Raw genomic sequence first — 18,597 nt, 5'->3', positions numbered from 1 at the left:
TATACTTGTTTTGTATTTTTTTGACAACTGTACCGTCCTATCTTTTCTTCCTAAAACTCGAAATTTCATAACTCTCCCGAAACCCGACAAGAGCCGCACGTATCTTTTCCGTGCAGCTCTTGTCTTCATGAAGCTTTATTGTGCCAGTCTGTAGATTGCCTCCAGATAGATTTTCATCCACAGATCCAGTTTGTCCAGTTCCAGATATTCATTTTTCTGATGCATCAGATCCGGCTGTCCAGGAAGAATAGCCCCAAACGCTACACAGTTTTCCAGTGCTCTCGCATAGGAGCACGCTCCGTCCACCTGTGGTTCTGCATCATAATCCTGTGTTATCTCCCGGTAAACATCCATCAGTGTGGTTACAAGGAAGCTGTCTTTTGGCACATAGATTGCTTCTGTAATCTGAGGATTTTCAAACCGGAACCGGCTTTCTTCCAGATTCTTTTCCAGCAGATCCTGCACTTCTTTACATTTGTATGTAACCGGAACCCGGTTATCAATGGACAGGATCAGTTTTCCATCAATGACTTCCACTTTCCCCACATTAAAGCTTAGAGCCCCTGAGATCTCGTCTGAAAGATCGATTCCAAGACTTTTTCCCTGAAGGTCAAATCCAATATTTTTCATATACCACCGGGCAATCTCTGAAAGTTCCCCTTCCAGTCCCAGATCGGCAATCATGTACATCATCCCGCTGACCGCATTGATCCCTTTAGCCGGGCTGGCCGCATGGGCCGCAAATCCCCGGACAGACAGCCTCACACCCTGCTTTTCTGTCTCACAGCTGATTTTACAGCTGGTTGCTTCTTCCCACTTTGGCATCCGCTCCCGCACCGTTTCTTCCAAACCTGCCGGAAGGAGAGCCGATGCTGATTCCGCTACCGAGTTGTATGCATTGCCTCCGGAAAGTTCGATCTTTTCCTTCAGGTCTGTCACAAGCTGGTACTGGAACACCCCTTTTTCCGCATGATTCAAAGGGAACTCCGCATCCGGCGTGAATGAAATCTGCGGAGGAGTCATTTTCTTTACTCCAAAATAATAATCCATGCATTTCCAGTCTGTCTCTTCGTTCGCTCCTACAATCAGACGGATCTTTTTGCTCAAAGGAATCCCCATTTCCTTTAGAATTTTTACTGCATGGAGACATACCACCATTGGTCCTTTATTATCCAGCACACCTCTTCCATATAGTTTTCCATCTATAATCCGAGGCCGGAAGGGATCACAGATCCATCCTTCCCCGCACGGGACAACATCCACATGTCCCAGAATTCCGACTGTTTCTTCCCCGTTTCCATAGTCCGCATGTCCTGCATAATTATCAAAATTTTCTGTCTGAAGACCTGCTTCCTCCGCCAGGTCGAGATAACATTGAAGTGCCTTTGCAGGACCTTCTCCAAACGGCATTCCCTCTGCCGGTTTACTTTCCACACTGTCTATGGAAACAAGCTTCATAATATCCCGGATCAGACTTTCTCTGTCATCTTTGATCTTTTTTTCAAAATCCATCTTGTCCTCCCTATTCCATCAGGGGATACTCTTGCTGTCCCCTGACTTGGTCATCCGCTACAGGAACAGCTGAATTACAAGCATTACCGCACTGAATCCTGCCATGATTCCCATCAGCGGCATAATAAATTTCAGCCATTTATCGTATGTTACATCTACCATGGCAAGAGAAGCCAGAATCAGTCCGGCCGGCGTGATAAAGGAAATCAGTCCGAGCCCGTATGCATAAGCAGAAACAATTGCCGCTCTGGATACACCCACCGTGTCCGCAAGCGGTGCCATAATCGGCACGGAAAGTACTGCCAGTCCCGATGAAGAGGAAATGAAAAATCCAAGTACGATAAATACAAGCATCATCAGTATGATAAAGATAACCGGATTCATTCCGCTGATTGCTCCGGAGAAGAATGCCAGAATTGTATCCGACACCATCCCATTTTCCAGAATGATATTAATTCCGCGGGCAACACCGACAACGAGTGCAACGCTCATCAGGTCGGCTGCTCCGCCGATGAACTGATCCATGAAGTTCTTTTCTCCGATTCCGGAGGTGAAGGCAAGAATGATCGCGCACGCCAGAAAGAGTGCGGTCATGCTGTCAAACCACCACTGCTTTGCAACCAGTCCCCATACAAGCACTCCAAAAGTAATTCCAAACACGGCCAGAGAAAGTTTCATGCGTCCTGTAAATTCCGGGACCTCCCCCTGATGCCCGAACTTTTTCATATGATATTCGTACTGATCATAGCAGATTGATTTTGTCGGATCCGCTTTTACCTTTTTCGCATAGCGCAGAATATAAACCAGTGTAATAATCACACCGATGATCAATGCCGCGAAACGGAATCCCATTCCGTCCGCCAGGCTGATTCCCGCCGCATTGGATGCATTTCCTACTGAAAACGGATTAATCGTCGGGAACATGGTTCCGATCGATGATCCCATATAGATCGCTGCGATACACACGATGACATCATACCCCGCCGCCAAAAAGACGGGAACCAGAATCGGATACAGAGCGATCGTCTCCTCCGCAAGTCCGAACGTTGTTCCTCCTGCCGCAATAATAATCGTAATCAGGACAATCAGAATGTATTCCTTTCCCTTTGTAATCTTTGACAGAACCGCAATCGCCGAATTGAATGCTCCCATATAATTCAGGACACCGATACATCCACCAAGAACAAAGATAAAAAGAATGATATCAATCGAATCATATACCCCGCTGATTGGTGCCAGAAGAATTTCAAAAACTCCCTGCGGGTTTTGTTCTACTGTTTCATAAGTTCCCGGAATCGCAACCGGTTTGCTGATGGTTCCATCCAGAAATTTGTCCAGATTTCCGGTAACTCCCAGTTCATCCAGCGTCTCCTGGGTAGGATCCATTTCCGTGATTTCGCCCTCCGGGTTTGTAACTTCAAACATTTCCGTCTGTGCGTTATAAACCAGCTTGGAATACAGACCCGCAGGCACAACCGCTGTCAGGATCGCCGCAAAAATCAACACAATAAACAACACGGTCAATGCTGACGGGAACGACAGCTTTTTCTTTTTCTTTTCCATATCCTGTTTTCCTCTACTTTTCTGCAAATATTTTTACAAGTTCTACAATAATCTGTACCGCTTTTTCCATTCCTTCTACCGATACATGCTCCAGCGGTCCATGATATCCATGTCCTCCTGTTCCAAGATTCGGACAAGGAAGCCCTTTAAAAGAAAGCTTGCATCCATCCGTACCTCCCCTGATCGGGCAGATGACAGGCACGGCTCCTGCCAGCTCACATGCTTTTTTTGCATTTTCGATCAGATAAAAATGATCTTTTACAATACATTCCATGTTTTTATATTCATCTTTCAGTTCAAGGGAAACAGTTCCTTCACCCCAGATTTCATTCATGGATTTTTCAATATGCCGGAGTGTTTCCTTTCTTGCACGGAAACTTGTCTCATCATGGTCACGTACAATATACTCCATTACCGCATGGCTTTCATCTCCGTGAATGGTCAGAAGATGATAAAAGCCTTCATATCCTTCTGTATATCTCGGCGTTTCATATTTCGGGAGCATCTGATTGATTTCTGCTGCCAGAAGTACCGCATTGATCATCACGTTCTTGGCTGATCCCGGATGGACGCTTTTCCCCTCTACTGAAAATCTTGCTTCACAGGCATTGAAATTCTGATACTGGATTTCTCCTTCTCCATCTCCGTCCAGCGTATAAGCCACTTCGGCATCAAAGGCGTCAAAATCAAAGTATGCCGCCCCTGCTCCGCACTCCTCATCCGGAGTAAAGGCCACACTGATCTGTCCGTGCGGAATCTCCTCCTCAATGATGATTCGGAGCATCTCCATGATCTCAGCAATTCCGGCCTTGTCATCCACCCCAAGAATGGTATGTCCGTCTGAAGTAATCAGGGTTCTTCCCTTCCACTCTTTCAGGTGAGGAAAATCCTCTGTGCTGATTACCCGTCCGCATTCTTTCAGCTTTACGTCTTCCCCATCGTAATTCTCGATACGGACCGGGGTGATTTCTCCTTCACAGAATTCGGATACAGTATCCATATGGGCGATAAACCCGATTTTCTTCCTGTTTTCATATCCGCTCGTTGCCTTTAATGTACCATATACAAAGCAGTGGTCATCCACTTTTGCATCTTCGATTCCGAGCTCTTTCAGTTCCTCAACAAGAATCTTTGCAAGTTCAAACTGACATGTTGTTGTCGGTACACAGTCTGCATTTTCATCACACGGCGTCTTGACTGCAATGTACCTCATAAGCCTCTCTTCTACCTGCATCTTTTTTTCTCCTTCCGTTTTTATCTGGAACTATTTTATAAGCTGAACGTATTTCCTGCAAATCTTCTTCGTTTTCTTGACACGAAAATTTTTCTCGTGATATTATAGGCTCAGTCGAAAAAGCACAAAGATTCCTGCTTAATTTTTTCGGCGCCAAGCTCTTTGTGCATTTTTCATAAAATAATCGATTATTATGAAAGGTTTTTGATATGGATGTCAATAAAATCATCGGACAAAATATAAAAAAATATCGTACCGCCTATAATATGACTTTAAAAGAGATGTCCGATAAACTCCATAAAAGCATCTCAACAATTTCCAAATATGAAAAAGGCGAGATTTCCCTGGATATGACAACGTTTCTTGAAACGGCAAAAATTCTCCGTATTTCACCGTCTGCCCTTCTTTCCGGCACCTCGGTTCTTTCTAATGAGCATTCTGAGACTGATCATAATGCCGAGGTTATATATATGTATACATACAGCGGTTCTGAAAAGGAGATTGTCCGCAGCCTTATTGAACAGTATCCTCCGGTTTCTCCTGATGATCCTTACCGCGTTCATCTTTATAATGATGTCCGCGATTTTAAAAATCCCGGAAGCTGCAGCGGCTTTTATACCGGAGACTACTCTGAAAACGGATTCCTCGGAACCTATATCCTTCACAACCAGATTTCTTCTACTGAACATGTTATGATTTCCTGCGTAAAAAATCTGGTCAACTCGAACCAGCAGCTTGGACTTGTCTCCGGGCTTTCAAACTATACTATGCTCCCTGTTGTTTTTAAAACGGTTCTGTCCCGGAGCGAACTTACGGACAGAAAACATTTAATGGACCTTTTAACATTTTCCAGAGAAGATTTCCGGGAACTGAAGCAGTCACACTGTCTTGTGGTCCGTAATGTCAGATAAGGAGGAATTTGTCATGATACGATTAATCGCCAGCGACCTTGACGGTACGCTTTTGAAAAACGGAGCGCAGGCTCTATCTCCGGAAGTTTTTGAACTGCTTCCTGCCCTCAGGAAAAAAGGCATTCATTTTGTCGCTGCAAGCGGCCGCCAGTACGCCAATATCCGCCGTCTCTTTGCGCCGCTTCAGGATGAAATTTCCTATGTTGCGGAAAACGGTTCTCTTTGTATGCATGAGGGAAAAATGGTTGCTTCCGGCCAGATTGACCGGGATCTTGCCAACGAAATTATTCTGGAAGCACGCCGTCAGCCGGACTGCTCGCTTCTTTATTCCAGCCCGGAAAAGTGCTACGTTGAAAAAGGAAATGACCGTCTTTACGACCATATTAAAAATCATGTCCACTATGATGTGGAGCTTGCAGATGATCTGACACAGCTGGATGCTCTGTGCCTGAAAGTTGCAATCTGTAACTTTGACGGTGCAGACCGTTCGTTCGGATATTTCCGCGAAAAGTATCAGGATCGTATTAAAATTGTCACCTCCGGAAATATCTGGTTTGATTTTATTGCACCGAATGCAGATAAGGGAACCGGACTTGCGGCTATCGCCTCTGCTCTTGAAATTCGTCCGGAGGAATGTATGACGTTCGGCGATCAGTATAATGATATTGAGATGCTTGCATTCACTCCAAACAGCTATGCGATGGATACCTGTGCAAAAGGGGTGGAGCGCTACGCCGCACATCAGACTTCTTCGGTAGAAGAGGTCATCCGAACCCTTTTATAAACCTGTCTGCACAGTTACCGGAATTTGCAAAAAAGAGAGGAATATATTATGACGACTGTACCGCATCCATCCTCCGGGATGGATTTGAAGCTCATGTATCAGGACTGCACGCTCTGTCCCCGAATGTGCCATGCCGACCGGACCAGCAAGACCGGTTTCTGCAGATGTACCGATGAAATCACGGCAGCCAGAGCCGCCCTTCATTTCTGGGAAGAGCCATGTATCAGCGGATCCGGAGGAAGCGGAACTGTATTTTTCAGCGGCTGTACATTAAAATGCTGCTTTTGCCAGAATTATCAGATCAGTCAGGAGGGATTTGGGAAAAAGGTTTCCACGGAAGAACTTGCCCGGATTTTTCTGGATCTTCAGGAACAGGGGGCTGAAAATATCAGTCTGGTCACTGCAGACCAGTACCTGCCTTCTGTCGTTTCTGCATTAGACCTGGTCAAAGACCGGATCCGGGTTCCTGTTGTCTATAACTGCAGCGGCTATGAACGGTTGGAAAGCCTTCAGCTTCTCTCCGGTTATATTGATATTTTTCTTCCGGATCTGAAATACTATGATACAGGCATTGCGCAGAAATATTCCCGTGCAGGAGATTATTTTTTCTATGCATCCAGGGCCATTCCGGAAATGATCCGCCAGACCGGCATTCCCCGGTTTAACCAGCAGGGAGTTCTGGAGAAAGGCGTCATTGTGCGGCATATGGTTCTTCCGGGACAAAAAGCTGATTCGATCCGTCTTCTGCACTGGATGGCGGACCATCTGGAAAAGGGCAGCTTCCTTTTAAGCCTGATGAGCCAGTATACACCTTTTTACCACGCATCCGATTATCCGGAAATCAACCGGCGGATCACAACATACGAATACGAAAAGGTTCTGGACGAGGCCGTCCGCCTCGGAATGACTGATGGATATATGCAGGAAAAGTCCAGCGCAAAGGAGGAGTACACCCCCGCTTTTGATCTGGAAGGAATAGAAAGGAGAATTTAAATGAAATATAAACATTCCGGAGACGAGTATACGCTCCATTTCAGCCACAACATACTGGCGTTTCTCTATGTTGTACTTGGAATTGTACTTTTGATCAAGCCAACCGAACTGACCCGTCTGTTCTGCATCTTTCTCGGCATTGCAGCTCTGCTTTACGGCGGAATCAGACTGTTCTCCTATCTGCGCAGAAAAGAATATGAATCCGCCTTTCAGATGGATCTGATTCTTGGCGTGATTCTGATTGTCGTCGGAGTCGTCTGCCTGGTACAGCCGCGGATTATTCTTTCCATTCTGCCATTTGTCCTTGGGATCATTATTCTGCTGGATGCCATCGGAATCCTTCAGCGGTCACTTCGACTGCGGAGACTTGACTATGACGGATGGTGGATTTCCCTGATTCTGGCACTTGTGCTGGCACTTTTCGGACTTATTCTGATTGCCAATCCGTTTGAGACGACGATTCTCTTTGTCCGTTTTCTCGGATTTACACTGCTGGCAGACGGATGCTTCGATCTGTGGGGAATTTATCTGTATCGAAAATATCTCTAATTTGAAATATTCTGAAAATTTAGAACGATTTGAAATTCGGGATAGTTTCTCATCACAATAGAAAAACAGAGGTGCGGACTTCTTCGTACGGGTATTACGTACAGAAAAGCTCCGGCACCTCTGTTTTCTATTTTTGATTTGCTGAGTTTATTGTTCTATTTTGCGGTTTATCCTACTGTGATCGTGTAGGATTTCTCAAAGATTCTGCCCGGTTCCAGCATATTTCCCCATTCTCTTTCTTCCAGCTTCTTACTGAAGTCCGCCCGGTCGCATCTTCCGTACCACGGTTCTATGCAGACAAACGGAGCCTTGCCGCCTTTCGGGGCCCAGATTCCAAAGAGCGGTGCGTCAAACTCAACTGTCACATAGGCATTTCCTTCCGGATCTACAAGAGCTACGTTGTGTGCCTGGTCGTTTTCAATAACCAGCGCGTCTCTTGAAAACAGGTCTTCTGCGATCTGCATTTCTCCATTTTCCAGCTGATATTCGGCCTTTTCCTCTGTCAGAAGGCCGCCCTCTCCGATGAGGCTGGAGACCACCGGACCTTCCGCGTCAAAACGTAACCGGTAATCTGTCTGTTTTCCCTTCCCGGAAATCGGACAGACAAACGCCGGATGGCCGCCGATGGAAAAATACATTGTCTTCTCATTTGTATTTTCCACTTTCCACATCACTTTCACGCTTCTGCCTTCCAGTCTGTAGCCAATGGACAGGCAGAAATCAAACGGATACTTTTCCTTTGTTTCCGGTGTTTCATGCAGCTCAAACCAGATTTCATTCTCTGCTTCTTCCGTCACAGTAAAATCCATATCCCTGGCAAAGCCATGCTGCGACATCGAATACGTCTTTCCCTCATAGATACTCTCCTTATCCCGGTAGTTTCCAACCAAAGGGAAAAGCACCGGGGACGTCCGTTTCCAGAAAGCCGGATCCGCATCCCACAGATACTCCTGTCCAGTCTGATTGTCCTTTAAAGACCTCATCTCCGCTCCATGAGAAGCGATTTCCAGTGTCAGTTCTTCATTTTTCAAACAAAACATAGACTGTTCCTCCTTTTACCGGTCACGACAGACCTGAAAAATATAAAACTTCAGGCTGAAGCCCTGGACCCCACATATATCAAGGCTTTCCCGGATACGGTCATCCTTTACTACACCACTACTACACCACTTTTCCGATCAACGCCATCTCTTCTTTTAAGGTATGTTCTTCCACATGACAATAAAGATCCATCGTCATCTGGAGAGAATTATGTCCCAGAATTTTCTGTAATGTTTTGGGGCGCATTCCTTTTTCAATCGCTTTTGTGGCAAAGGTGTGCCGAAGTCCATGTGGAGTAAACGGCTCAAAATCCAGTCCCGGATATTTCCTGTTTATTTTTCTAACCAGGTATCGAATCGCACTTCTGATATTAGCTTCATTCACAGGATTGTTAGTCTTGCTGCAAAACACAAGATCTTCCATTCCAGGTCTCGGATTATGGCGGGTTGCAATGCGATCTTTGCGTATTTGCATTTCCATAAATACGTTCCGCACTTCTACTGTCATCGGAATTCTTCGCTTCCCGGCCTTTGTTTTTGGCTGATGGAATTCATAAAGGGCCCTTCCCCCTTCCGGCAGATAACACAGTGTTTTATCCACCAGTATCGTACCTCCTTCCATATCGACACAATCCCATGTCAATCCCAGGATTTCTCCCATGCGCATTCCAGTGTTCAGGGCAACCACGAAAAACGGATACAACTGTCCGCCTTTGGACTCTCCAAGAATCATATGTATTTCTTCTTCGCTGAGAATCCGCTTTTCTTCTTTCAACTCATTTTCTATAATCGGGTTGATGCCAACTGCAATATTCTTGTTTAGTAAATCTGCTTCTACAGCCCTGTTTAGCATATCTACGAGAAGTGCTTTACAATCGCACCGCATAGCATCTGTAGCCAGCTGATTAAATGCATCTTGAAGGATAATCAGATTTAATCGAGTCAGCTTTCTCCATCCCAGAGTCTCCCGAAGACGATTGTACTGGATCGCATAGGTTCTTTTTGTTGTATCTCTACAGTGTTTCTTACAGGTAGTGATCCACTTTTCATACCATTCATCCAAAGTCATACCCGTTGAAATTACATTGAGCTGTTTATCATCCCTGAACTGTTCTTCCCGCAGCTTCTTTGTAATTTCCGTCACTGTAGAAGCATACAATGTCTGACGTTTTCCAAATCGGTTTGTAAATCGGGCCTGATATATCCCATCTTTTCTTTGTGTGATTCCTTTTCCAAGTTCTTTCCCGTTCAATGATTTTCCCACAAATATCTCCCTTCCATACATTGAACAGGAACCTGTTTACCATACTTTACTATACCACAGGTTCCCGTTTATTTGTCTGAATTGGCAATATTTACGCAGTATTTTTTTCAAGCCATCTATCCAGCTCTTTTTTATTGGCATACCACCTGTTTCCAATCTGGACGCCAAAACCATTATTTCCTCTTATTAGTTCTCTGGCTTTCGTCTGCCCGACTCCAAGATAAAGACAGAGTTCTTTAATATTCAGCAATTGTTTTTCTATTTTTCTTTCCCTAACAGGGACGTTACTCATAAACAAAACTCCTTTCCGTCTGAGAGCTGCCTGACAGGAAGAGGTTGTTTTAATCCATATATTTTCAGGCACTTTCCAGGCATCCCTCAGGCAGTCTATAAACATTATTTTTGTTTTATTTTTCAGGACTTAGGCAGTTTAGGCAGTTTATTTCACTTCTTAAATAGAAATAAATTATAAAATAAAAAAAGAAGTCATTTTTACCCGCCTGAGCCGCCTGAAACGCCTGGATCATTTCTGTTACTCTGTACGGACTTCCACATGGATCCCGCGGAAGCCACGCACGGTCTTCCCATTTCTGCCGGGAAGATTCTTATCATAGGTCAGCCCCAGTGTTTCTGCATTCTCATTCAGATACTTCTTGAAGGTATTTTCTGCCCTGGGTCTTTCCAGATTGTCCTCACACCATTTCCGGTAGGCAGCGTAAAGCCGTCTGGAGCTGGCATAGGTTCCTTCTTCCCTTCTCACGTATCCGGCAGAATTCAGGAATGAAATGATATTGTTCTCATTTTCCATCAGATCTTCCAGGTTCTTCCTTGCCCGGTCGCTGATGCTGAATTCAAATCCGTTCCGGACCAGTCTGTGCAGTCCTTCCAGACACCACAAGACGATCCCTTCTGTCTCCCGGATCAGCTTATCCCCCAGATACCGGTCATCCTTCCGATCGGCAGGCCGGTCTTTTGTCGTCAGAAGGATCTGTCTGCGATAGAACCCATAGGATTGATCGTGAAGAGATTTCAATGATCCGTTGCCAAAACCGATGATTCGAGAGAACAGATAGCCCTGCACACTTTGTTTTCCCTTCCGTTCCAGATCGATCTTATCTTCCATCGTGACAATGCTCTTGATATTGTTGGTGGATGGCAATGCTTCCATCCGCATATCATCGTCCATGAACAGAAGTTTCCCTTCCTGATCGGCGCGGTTGAACCGGTCATTCTCCAGCTTCTGGATACTTCCGGTGTTCATGTTATCGCCCAGGATCGCACGCAGCACCCGTCCGATCCGGCTTTTCCCCTCGCCGCCTTTTCCGATGAGCAGGAGCATTTTCTGAGCCCGGTTGCTGGGGATCATCGTATACCCCATAAATTCCTGCAGAACCGGGATATCCTCTTTCTCCAGCAGATCATTCAGAAATGCCAGCCATTTCTCCGGTTTTGGTGCGTCCGGATCATATCGAATCGGGAGGCGGTTCATCGTCCATTCTTTTTCTTCTGTAAAAGTTCCGTCCAGATAATACGTTCCATTGGAAAAATGAATCCGGTCTTCTTTTAACGGAGGCATTTCACACTGGCACATCAGCTTCAATGTCCCCAGGATCCGATCCACCATCTTTGCCACATTGGTTTTCTGATAGGGCCGGATCTCATCCAGGATCTCTTTGCGGATCACCTCATCACTGATTTCTCCGTCCAGATCATAAAGTTTGCCGTGGATGCATTTCCGTTCTTTCTTCTGGAGCAGATACTCACAGAAGTCAATCTCATCGATCCGCTTCCCGTCAAACCAGTCCGAAACATCAGGAGGCTGTGCATTATCTGCTTCGCCCAGCAACTGCTTCAGGGCTTCCAGTTGTTCCGGTTTCAGGCTCTTGAAGTCTTCCTGCATACCCGAGGATCTCCTTTCCGGCGGACAGCAGAAGTTCCACCCGTTCTTCCAGAGGAGCGCACAACAGAATATCCATCAGATACTCCACTCTGGAGATCCGATCCAGCGCTTCACAAAACCTGGGATCCCAGTCTGCATCCGGTTTTCCTGGTGCATACTGTTTTTTCCAAAACAAAAGTTGATCCCGATACTGCCCAAGTATGGAAAAGCACTGTCTTTCCAGTTTTTTATAGTTTTGTTCCAATGACGCTGCTTTCATCTTCTTTTTTCGTTTCCCCCGATCCGGCGGCCGCTGTTTCTCATACCGAATCCCGAAATCATCTGCCAGTTTCAGGGCCGCTTCGCGAACGGACAGGCTAAAATATCCCGCCACGAAATCAATCACATCCCCGTCTGCCTGACACCCGAAACAATGAAATCTTCGATCCAGCTTCATGCTGGGATGCCGGTCATGATGGAACGGACAGCGTGCCATGCCCCTGCCTGTCACTTTGATCCCGTAATATTCCGCCGCCTGCCTGGTGGTCACTGTGCTTTTGACTGCTTCATACACATTCATTTCCTATCCCTGCCTTTCGCTCTGCAACAGTCTTTGAAGGGAAATAATTGCCCCTTCACCTATAGAAAGGAAAACGGACGATTTTACAGCGTGGAATTACAAAAAGTTTATTTTTATGAAAAGTTCACTGGACTTCTTACAAAAATATTCCTACAGCTGACATCTGAATATTTTCTCCTTCATCTCTCACACAGAAAATGGATGGTTATACAATGTGCGTTGAAAATTTAGGGCAAAAAAATACCGCCATCAGGTTGGTATGACTGATGACGGTATATGTGATATCACCAAAATATAATTTATTTGTCGTCTAATTCCCTTGTATTGAATCATTTTATCGTGTTATTTAATAAACTCATGGACATATGCACCATTAATGACACTGAAATGTATTAATAAAATAGCTAGGCAAAGCAAATACTTCGCCAAAATACTGGTTAATGGTGTTTACTATATGTAGAATTTCCACACCTTCACGGTGCGCAAGCATAAGTACAAAGCATATTCTTCTGCATCTTCTTCCGTATCAAAAACTTCATCCTCGTACTCGCCATCAAATAACACCTTAACTCTTGACATTTTTCTAACTCTGTTCTTGTTAAAATTTACAGATATCCAATTTACCGCTATGAACCTTCTTATGACAGTCGTGACAGAGCGATACGATATTTTCTGCTGTTGCTGCTCCTGAAAACTGATGGTCAAATATGTGATGTCCTTGGACTTTCTGTTTTGAGCCACAAGCTTGACAGGTTTCATAATCTCTTGCTCGGCCTGCTCTTTGTGCCTTAATGTGTACTGATGAACGTTTCGCCATAATATTAACCTCCAATCATTTTTCTAATACCGCCTTGAATAAGCGAACCGACATTGCTCTTTTGGCCAGAAGCTATAGTACCTCTGCCAAGAGGAGCATATTTTGCTTTTGCCTTCATAATATCTTTTGAAATTTGTGCTGCCTGATTTTGTGTCAATTCTGAAATAACCGCTACAACGGCTCTATCTTTCTTACCAGCCATATATTTTATCCTCCTTAAAAATTTGTGATTTTTACACCGTTTTCAGTTTCGACTTCTACAACATTGTCGCCATAACCAATAGTAGTGATATGTTCTGTATCAACCCAAATGCCCGATTCATCTTTGCCGAGAGGAATGATATCCACCTCACCGCTGATTCTCTCCACGACTATAAAGTCACTTGTTACGCCGATTACTTTGTCGCCGTCTTGTAAAATTTTGATTCTCATATTTGACCTCCTTAATCATCGTAGGTGGAACTTAACGCGCCTCCACCTATGGCGCATAATAACAGGATAATGTCGTCAACCGGTCCGGGGCAGAAATCCAGCGGTGAGACTATGTAAATGATAAGCAATATCACCAACATTCCTTTGAGAACTCCACTCATCTCAACCCTCCGAATTTAGTGACCGTTGACTGAACCAAAAGCCGTAATAATTGCAACTGCAAGTGCCGCAGCCGTATGTGCATACTTTACTGTCTTCTGATTGAAGAAAGCAATGACGGTCTTGAACCAGTTGCTTTGCTTAGCTTCCTTTGCTTCTTCCAGAGAAACAAGAATATTAGCAAAATTCATTTTAAATACGTCTACATCGAACTCAAATGGATAAGATTTCTCGATATCAGCTTCAGACACTGCTTGTGCAACCAAATTCATCTCCGTGAAAGAGATAACGGTGTCACGGCATTTATCAATGATATAAGGCAGTTGACTGAGGAAACAAGTCTTCAAAGGTCTGCACTTATTCTGCACCTCGATTCTGTTATTGGTAAAAACAACGATTTCATAAATCGGAATATCTGCCAGCCCCTTCGCATTAAGCACCTCACGAAGAAGGCTTTCTTTGACCTGCATTTTCTCTCCAATGTGAGAGTCCCATCTAAGAAATTCACCGGTTCTGTAGTAATTTCCGTCTTCATCAATAAAGATATTTCGGCTTGTGTTCTTTACCTCTACAATAAAGGCACCGTTTCGAGTAATGACTACAGCATCAAGTTCACTACGCATCTCATTGTTAGAAAGCTCGATATTCTTCAAGATGATATGTTCGCCGTGAATACGGGAAAGGCTGTCAAATGCCTTTATCTCTCCACGATTGCCGGAAATTTCAGCTTTGATTAGATTGCAAATATATTTGCAATCCTTTTTGAAAGCCTCAAGCTGTTCGGTTACAATACCACCGCATTCGGAATTCATTTCATCCAAGCGTCTCTCGACATCCCAAATTTTGAGTTCTGCCGTGTTTGAGCTTTCAGTGAATGTTTTCTCCACAAGTTCGGCTTGAAGTTCAAAGAGTTCCGGAAGAACCTCTGTCTTATGATAAGCCTCCTTGGTAAAAGATTTAAAGCTGGTTGCGATTTCAGTTACTCTGTTTGTATTCATTCTTAATTCCTCCTTAAATTTTGTTGTACCCTTTGACTGTTTATATTGTAAGAATCTATCTTGGGGACAACAATATAAGAAACTTGGGGATTTTAGAAGAAACATGGGAAATCAAAAAATCATAGCCCCAGCAACTGTTTTGTTGCTGAGGCTATGATCCGAGTTACGATTTTTGATATCCTATTTCTTCTTTAAAATTAGCTAAATCAATCCATAGTTGGTTACTGAAAGCATCACATGTTCTTTGAGCATTTTCAAGCACATATTCAGCGGTAATCAGCACTCCATGTTCATTGCATAAAGGGTGCTTGTATGCAAATCTTGCCCACTTAAGCCAACAGGTAGAATTTCCTGTTGGGTTCTGATTTACACAGCTTTCTTGATAAAGCCATGCGGCTGAATATGCTGTAGAATAATCACCAATATTCCCTTTTGCTTCTTCAACAACTGCCCATGCAATCCAAGGCGATACTTCTTTTGTTCCAGAACAGCATTTGTTTCTCAGAACCGATTCAGGAGAATAATCCGACAACAATTCCGCATCTTCTTTGTTACGATCTATAAAGTGCGCCCATGCCACCCAAACTTGTTCATCTTCATCGATATTCCGCATACATGCTTCCTTGTATATCCAAGCAGAGCTATACGGAATATTATAGCTACCAACATTACCAATGTTTTCTTCTGTAGCTGCCCATTTCATCCATACTTGAGAATTTGGTATATTGTGTTCTATGCAAGCACACTTCAGAATTTTGGATGGAGTGAATTCATCAACAATAGGACAACTCATAGTCATATTATTTTTCGTTGCAAAATTCGTCCACTTTAACCATATTGCCGCATCGGTTACGATTCCATTTTGTATACAAGCAGTTCGGTAAATCCAGGCTGCGCTGCGTGCTGTTTCATAATCTCCGGTATTACCTACGCTTTCCTCTAATTCCGCCCATTTAATCCAAATATGAGAAGCTTTAGGATATTTGCTAACTCCAGTGTATAAGATCCAACGAGCAGAGCCTTCTGAAGAAATATCCCCTATATTGTCTGACATTATTTCAAGTTCTGCTCGCTTTATCCAGATATGAGTACTGGAAGTTTGTTCACATCCTTCCTTTGCAATCCATCGTGCAGTATAAGGCAAGCTAATATCTCCGTAGTTTCCGGTTTGGCACTCTAAGTCAATCCACTCCAGCCATAGATGAGGATTGTGAGCATCACGGCTACAGCCTTCCTTGAAAATCCACCTTGCAGTATATTTCTTTTCAATATCGCCGTAATTACCGAGATTGCGTTCGAATCGAGCCCATTTAAGCCACAGATGGGAATCACACCCCTTTTGTTCACACCCTTGGTCAAATATCCATCTGGCGGTATACACGTCACCAACATCGCCGATATTTCCATTTTGTGCTTCAAAAGATGCCCAATGTCCCCACCAACTCGAATTATCTGGCAAATATTCAGTACCTAAAAGATAAATATCTCGTACGGTGCCAACTTCGTCAGGGGTTGCGGAATTCTTTTTAGCATTCACCCATGTTATCCATAAGTTAACCGGTGCACTCATCTCGACGCACAGTGTTCTAAGAAGCTCAAAGGGCGAAATATTATGCTCTGATGTATTAAGAAGGTATCTTATCCAATGATTGTAAATTTCCCATACAGGAAGTTTTCGTTCAAAGCACCTCATTGCCAGAGCGTCTTTGACAACATCATTATCCAAATGATGATAGAAGCGGTCTATGATTGTGTGTCCGTGTTGTTGACAAGACTCCGTAAGCCGCTGAATTATAAAATCCTGTGTTTCTTCATTATCAACTACTTTGAGAGCCTGCACAAAAAGCCCTGATATTTCTATAGCTTTTGGATTTGTGGGTCTATAATCTTTTGTAGCTTTCTCTACTTCACCTAAATAAACATCAAGAATGGCAATAATTACATCTTCTCGTTCTTCTTCATTTAAGTAGCTCCTCCAATCGCCATCTTTGAACAGATATTTATAGAACAACCGAGAAATAGATTCGTGTCTTGTTTGATACACGGTTCCGTTCAACACAACTTCTTTTCGCAAGTAGTATTTTATATTCCTGTCATCGACAGAAAAGTGTTTACACAAAGTTCTATATGCACGTGTCCCGATGGCGGTTCCTGCTTGCTCTGCAAAAACAATGGCAGCCAAAATCCTTAAGGTTGTCGCACCGTTTTCGAATTCGGAGATTCTTGCAATAATTTGCCCTGCAATTTTCTCTAAAGAATCGGTATTGTATATTGCCATGAGCATCGAAGCATACAGAAAGCCATATGAATCCTTAAAGAAAAGTTGCTCAAGTTCAACAGCACTTCGTTTTATCCAGTGGATATGTGTCTTGAGATACTGTGCAAACGCTTTGGATTCGGATGCTGAAATTTGGGGAACTTCAATCTCTCTAATGCTTCTCTGCGTATCATCGAAAAGCGTTTCTTTTAATGTTGCCCATTCATTGCTTCTTGAAGCAATTACAACAGTAAGCCCTTCCTTTGTTGCCTTTGTTAAGAAACTTTTGAACTCTGGTGTGTTGGCGGGATTGTCCACAATAAAAATACCATCGATCACATTGTCGGGGACATCGTATTTATATGTAGGCGCATGATAAAGTACATTCTTGTCTGCACTATACAGTTTTGCACATAATTGCATTAAAATGGTAGTCTTTCCTTCGCCTCCTGCTCCAGTTAAAACAATAGCACCGATTTCATTTTCAATAGCGCTTATCAGTTCCTCAAGAACATCTCTTTTTACTGGAGCATATTGAGAAGATGCAAACACCAGTGGCCAACTGCATTGCTCCCCCTGTAAATACAGTTTTGTCTTTTTAGAAAGCCAATCTTGATCAAAAGCACGAGCTTTCTTTTGCTGACTTTTCCAATACTTCTTGGAATGCCAAATATCTCGATATTCATCCCATAAACTTGCATGGTCAACAATTATATCGACGATATTTTCATCAGGAACAGAAATTTTGTATCCACCACCAATTTGACTTTTGGACTTTTCAAAAAGGGGCGCTATTTCAGGCACTCGTACCAAGAGGCCCTTTTCGGACGCTTTATTTCTTGTGAATTTATTGCTTAATGAAGCTTTCCAGTCTCCGTATGGATTTCCATCACCGGTCATAACAAAATATAAGGTCTCATGGGAAACAAAATGCCTATTACTGTTCAAGAGACACTCAAGTAATTTTTTATGTGAACTTGGTAAATGCACAGCAATTTCATTGCGAATAACTTCCTTTAATTCACTATCCCAATAACAATTATCTGTAAAATAATATTTCATAAATCATATCCTCAGTTCATTCTAGCACTACCATACAATGCGTCATTAATCAAACCTTATTAAGATCCCATGGCATCATACTATTAAGTATACCTATGAATTAATTATACGTCTATCAACCCAAAACGTCTACCAATCATCTTTTTATTTCACGTTGTATTTTCAACATGATGTGATACTAAAAATTCAGAGTAATCAGAGCAAGATCCACCCCGTAATACAAAAGCAGAATTTCTGTCTTTTGCATTTTTCGTGGTCTTGCTCTTGATGGGAATTCCGCTTCCCATACCCTCGGTGTTTTCTTTATGTTTTCAGATTACGCGATCATTCAAACACGGAAAACATTTTGGCTCCCGACAGCAGTCGTTCGCATCAGATACATTCAGACAGAAAGCTTATCCCGACTCAATGTACAACCAGTTCCGCATTGTTCCCTTCTTGCAATTATGGATTATTTTAAAAGGCATTTGCATTTCATATCAGGTTAAATTTTCAGCAGAGCAAGATCCACCCCGGTAATACCAAAACAGAAAATCTGTTATTTGCATTTCACGTGGCAGTAC

General features: G+C 43.5%; 17 protein-coding genes. 4 read left to right on the top strand and 13 right to left on the bottom strand.

All coding sequences use genetic code 11. The features are described 5' to 3' along the window. Positions 1-135: 135 nt before the first annotated feature. From pepV to pepT, 3 genes are read right to left on the bottom strand one after another with little or no spacing between them, the layout of a single operon-like run. Positions 136-1,512 carry a dipeptidase PepV gene (gene pepV, locus B5E64_RS01905; RefSeq protein ID WP_087166820.1) on the bottom strand — a complete coding sequence of 459 codons (1,377 nt, stop codon included), beginning with the start codon at positions 1,510-1,512 and terminating at the stop codon, positions 136-138. Positions 1,513-1,569: 57 nt separating this feature from the next. Continuing rightward, on the bottom strand, positions 1,570-3,075 hold the full coding sequence (locus B5E64_RS01900) for a YfcC family protein (RefSeq protein ID WP_087166819.1): 1,506 nt from the start codon (positions 3,073-3,075) through the stop codon (positions 1,570-1,572). 13 nt (positions 3,076-3,088) lie between these two features. Next, on the bottom strand, positions 3,089-4,309 hold the full coding sequence (gene pepT / locus B5E64_RS01895; protein WP_087166818.1) for a peptidase T: 1,221 nt from the start codon (positions 4,307-4,309) through the stop codon (positions 3,089-3,091). A gap of 209 nt (positions 4,310-4,518) precedes the next feature. Between pepT and B5E64_RS01890 the strand changes: the two genes are divergently transcribed. The 4 genes from B5E64_RS01890 to B5E64_RS01875 are packed head-to-tail and all read left to right on the top strand — an operon-like array spanning position 4,519 to position 7,546. Next, positions 4,519-5,220: a helix-turn-helix transcriptional regulator gene (locus tag B5E64_RS01890; protein ID WP_087166817.1), complete on the top strand. Its 702-nt coding sequence runs from the start codon at positions 4,519-4,521 to the stop codon at positions 5,218-5,220. 13 nt (positions 5,221-5,233) lie between these two features. Next, on the top strand, positions 5,234-6,004 hold the full coding sequence (locus B5E64_RS01885) for an HAD family hydrolase (RefSeq protein ID WP_087166816.1): 771 nt from the start codon (positions 5,234-5,236) through the stop codon (positions 6,002-6,004). Between the two features lie 48 nt (positions 6,005-6,052). Beyond that, on the top strand, positions 6,053-6,997 hold the full coding sequence (locus B5E64_RS01880) for a radical SAM protein (RefSeq protein ID WP_242960056.1): 945 nt from the start codon (positions 6,053-6,055) through the stop codon (positions 6,995-6,997). Continuing rightward, complete coding sequence (locus B5E64_RS01875) at positions 6,998-7,546, top strand: DUF308 domain-containing protein (protein WP_087166815.1); 549 nt, start codon at positions 6,998-7,000, stop codon at positions 7,544-7,546. Between the two features lie 167 nt (positions 7,547-7,713). Here B5E64_RS01875 and B5E64_RS01870 read toward each other — a convergent pair whose 3' ends face one another. The 10 genes from B5E64_RS01870 to B5E64_RS01825 form a co-directional block, all read right to left on the bottom strand. Beyond that, a complete protein-coding gene (locus B5E64_RS01870; RefSeq protein ID WP_087166814.1) occupies positions 7,714-8,586 on the bottom strand; it encodes an aldose 1-epimerase family protein in 873 nt (290 codons plus the stop codon). A gap of 121 nt (positions 8,587-8,707) precedes the next feature. Next, complete coding sequence (locus B5E64_RS01865) at positions 8,708-9,850, bottom strand: site-specific integrase (RefSeq protein WP_087166933.1); 1,143 nt, start codon at positions 9,848-9,850, stop codon at positions 8,708-8,710. 91 nt (positions 9,851-9,941) lie between these two features. Further along, positions 9,942-10,142, bottom strand: a complete 201-nt coding sequence (locus tag B5E64_RS01860; protein WP_140398806.1) for a helix-turn-helix domain-containing protein — start codon at positions 10,140-10,142, stop codon at positions 9,942-9,944. Between the two features lie 240 nt (positions 10,143-10,382). Continuing rightward, complete coding sequence (locus tag B5E64_RS01855) at positions 10,383-11,750, bottom strand: phage/plasmid primase, P4 family (protein ID WP_087166813.1); 1,368 nt, start codon at positions 11,748-11,750, stop codon at positions 10,383-10,385. Then, a complete protein-coding gene (locus B5E64_RS01850; protein WP_087166931.1) occupies positions 11,677-12,309 on the bottom strand; it encodes a CHC2 zinc finger domain-containing protein in 633 nt (210 codons plus the stop codon). The genes B5E64_RS01855 and B5E64_RS01850 overlap by 74 nt, the downstream gene beginning before the upstream one ends. A 598-nt stretch (positions 12,310-12,907) precedes the next feature. Beyond that, positions 12,908-13,126 (bottom strand): HNH endonuclease, encoded by a 219-nt coding sequence (locus tag B5E64_RS01845; RefSeq protein WP_087166812.1) that lies wholly within the window; start codon positions 13,124-13,126, stop codon positions 12,908-12,910. A 4-nt stretch (positions 13,127-13,130) separates the two neighbouring features. Further along, positions 13,131-13,328 (bottom strand): hypothetical protein, encoded by a 198-nt coding sequence (locus B5E64_RS01840; RefSeq protein ID WP_087166811.1) that lies wholly within the window; start codon positions 13,326-13,328, stop codon positions 13,131-13,133. 14 nt (positions 13,329-13,342) lie between these two features. Further along, positions 13,343-13,558, bottom strand: coding sequence for a hypothetical protein (locus B5E64_RS01835; RefSeq protein WP_087166810.1), 216 nt, complete (start codon positions 13,556-13,558; stop codon positions 13,343-13,345). 176 nt (positions 13,559-13,734) lie between these two features. Next, positions 13,735-14,715 (bottom strand): nuclease-related domain-containing protein, encoded by a 981-nt coding sequence (locus B5E64_RS01830; protein ID WP_162610114.1) that lies wholly within the window; start codon positions 14,713-14,715, stop codon positions 13,735-13,737. 163 nt (positions 14,716-14,878) lie between these two features. Further along, the gene (locus B5E64_RS01825) at positions 14,879-18,034 is read right to left on the bottom strand and encodes a hypothetical protein (protein ID WP_087166808.1); all 3,156 of its coding nucleotides are present in this window, start codon (positions 18,032-18,034) and stop codon (positions 14,879-14,881) included. Between the last annotated feature and the right edge of the window lie 563 nt (positions 18,035-18,597).

The sequence above is a fragment of the Drancourtella sp. An12 genome (assembly GCF_002160935.1).
Taxonomy (GTDB): Bacteria; Bacillota; Clostridia; order Lachnospirales; family Lachnospiraceae; genus Sellimonas; species Sellimonas catena.
The sequence above is the reverse complement of the archived record's forward strand: the minus strand, read 5'-3'. Positions and strand labels throughout refer to the sequence as shown.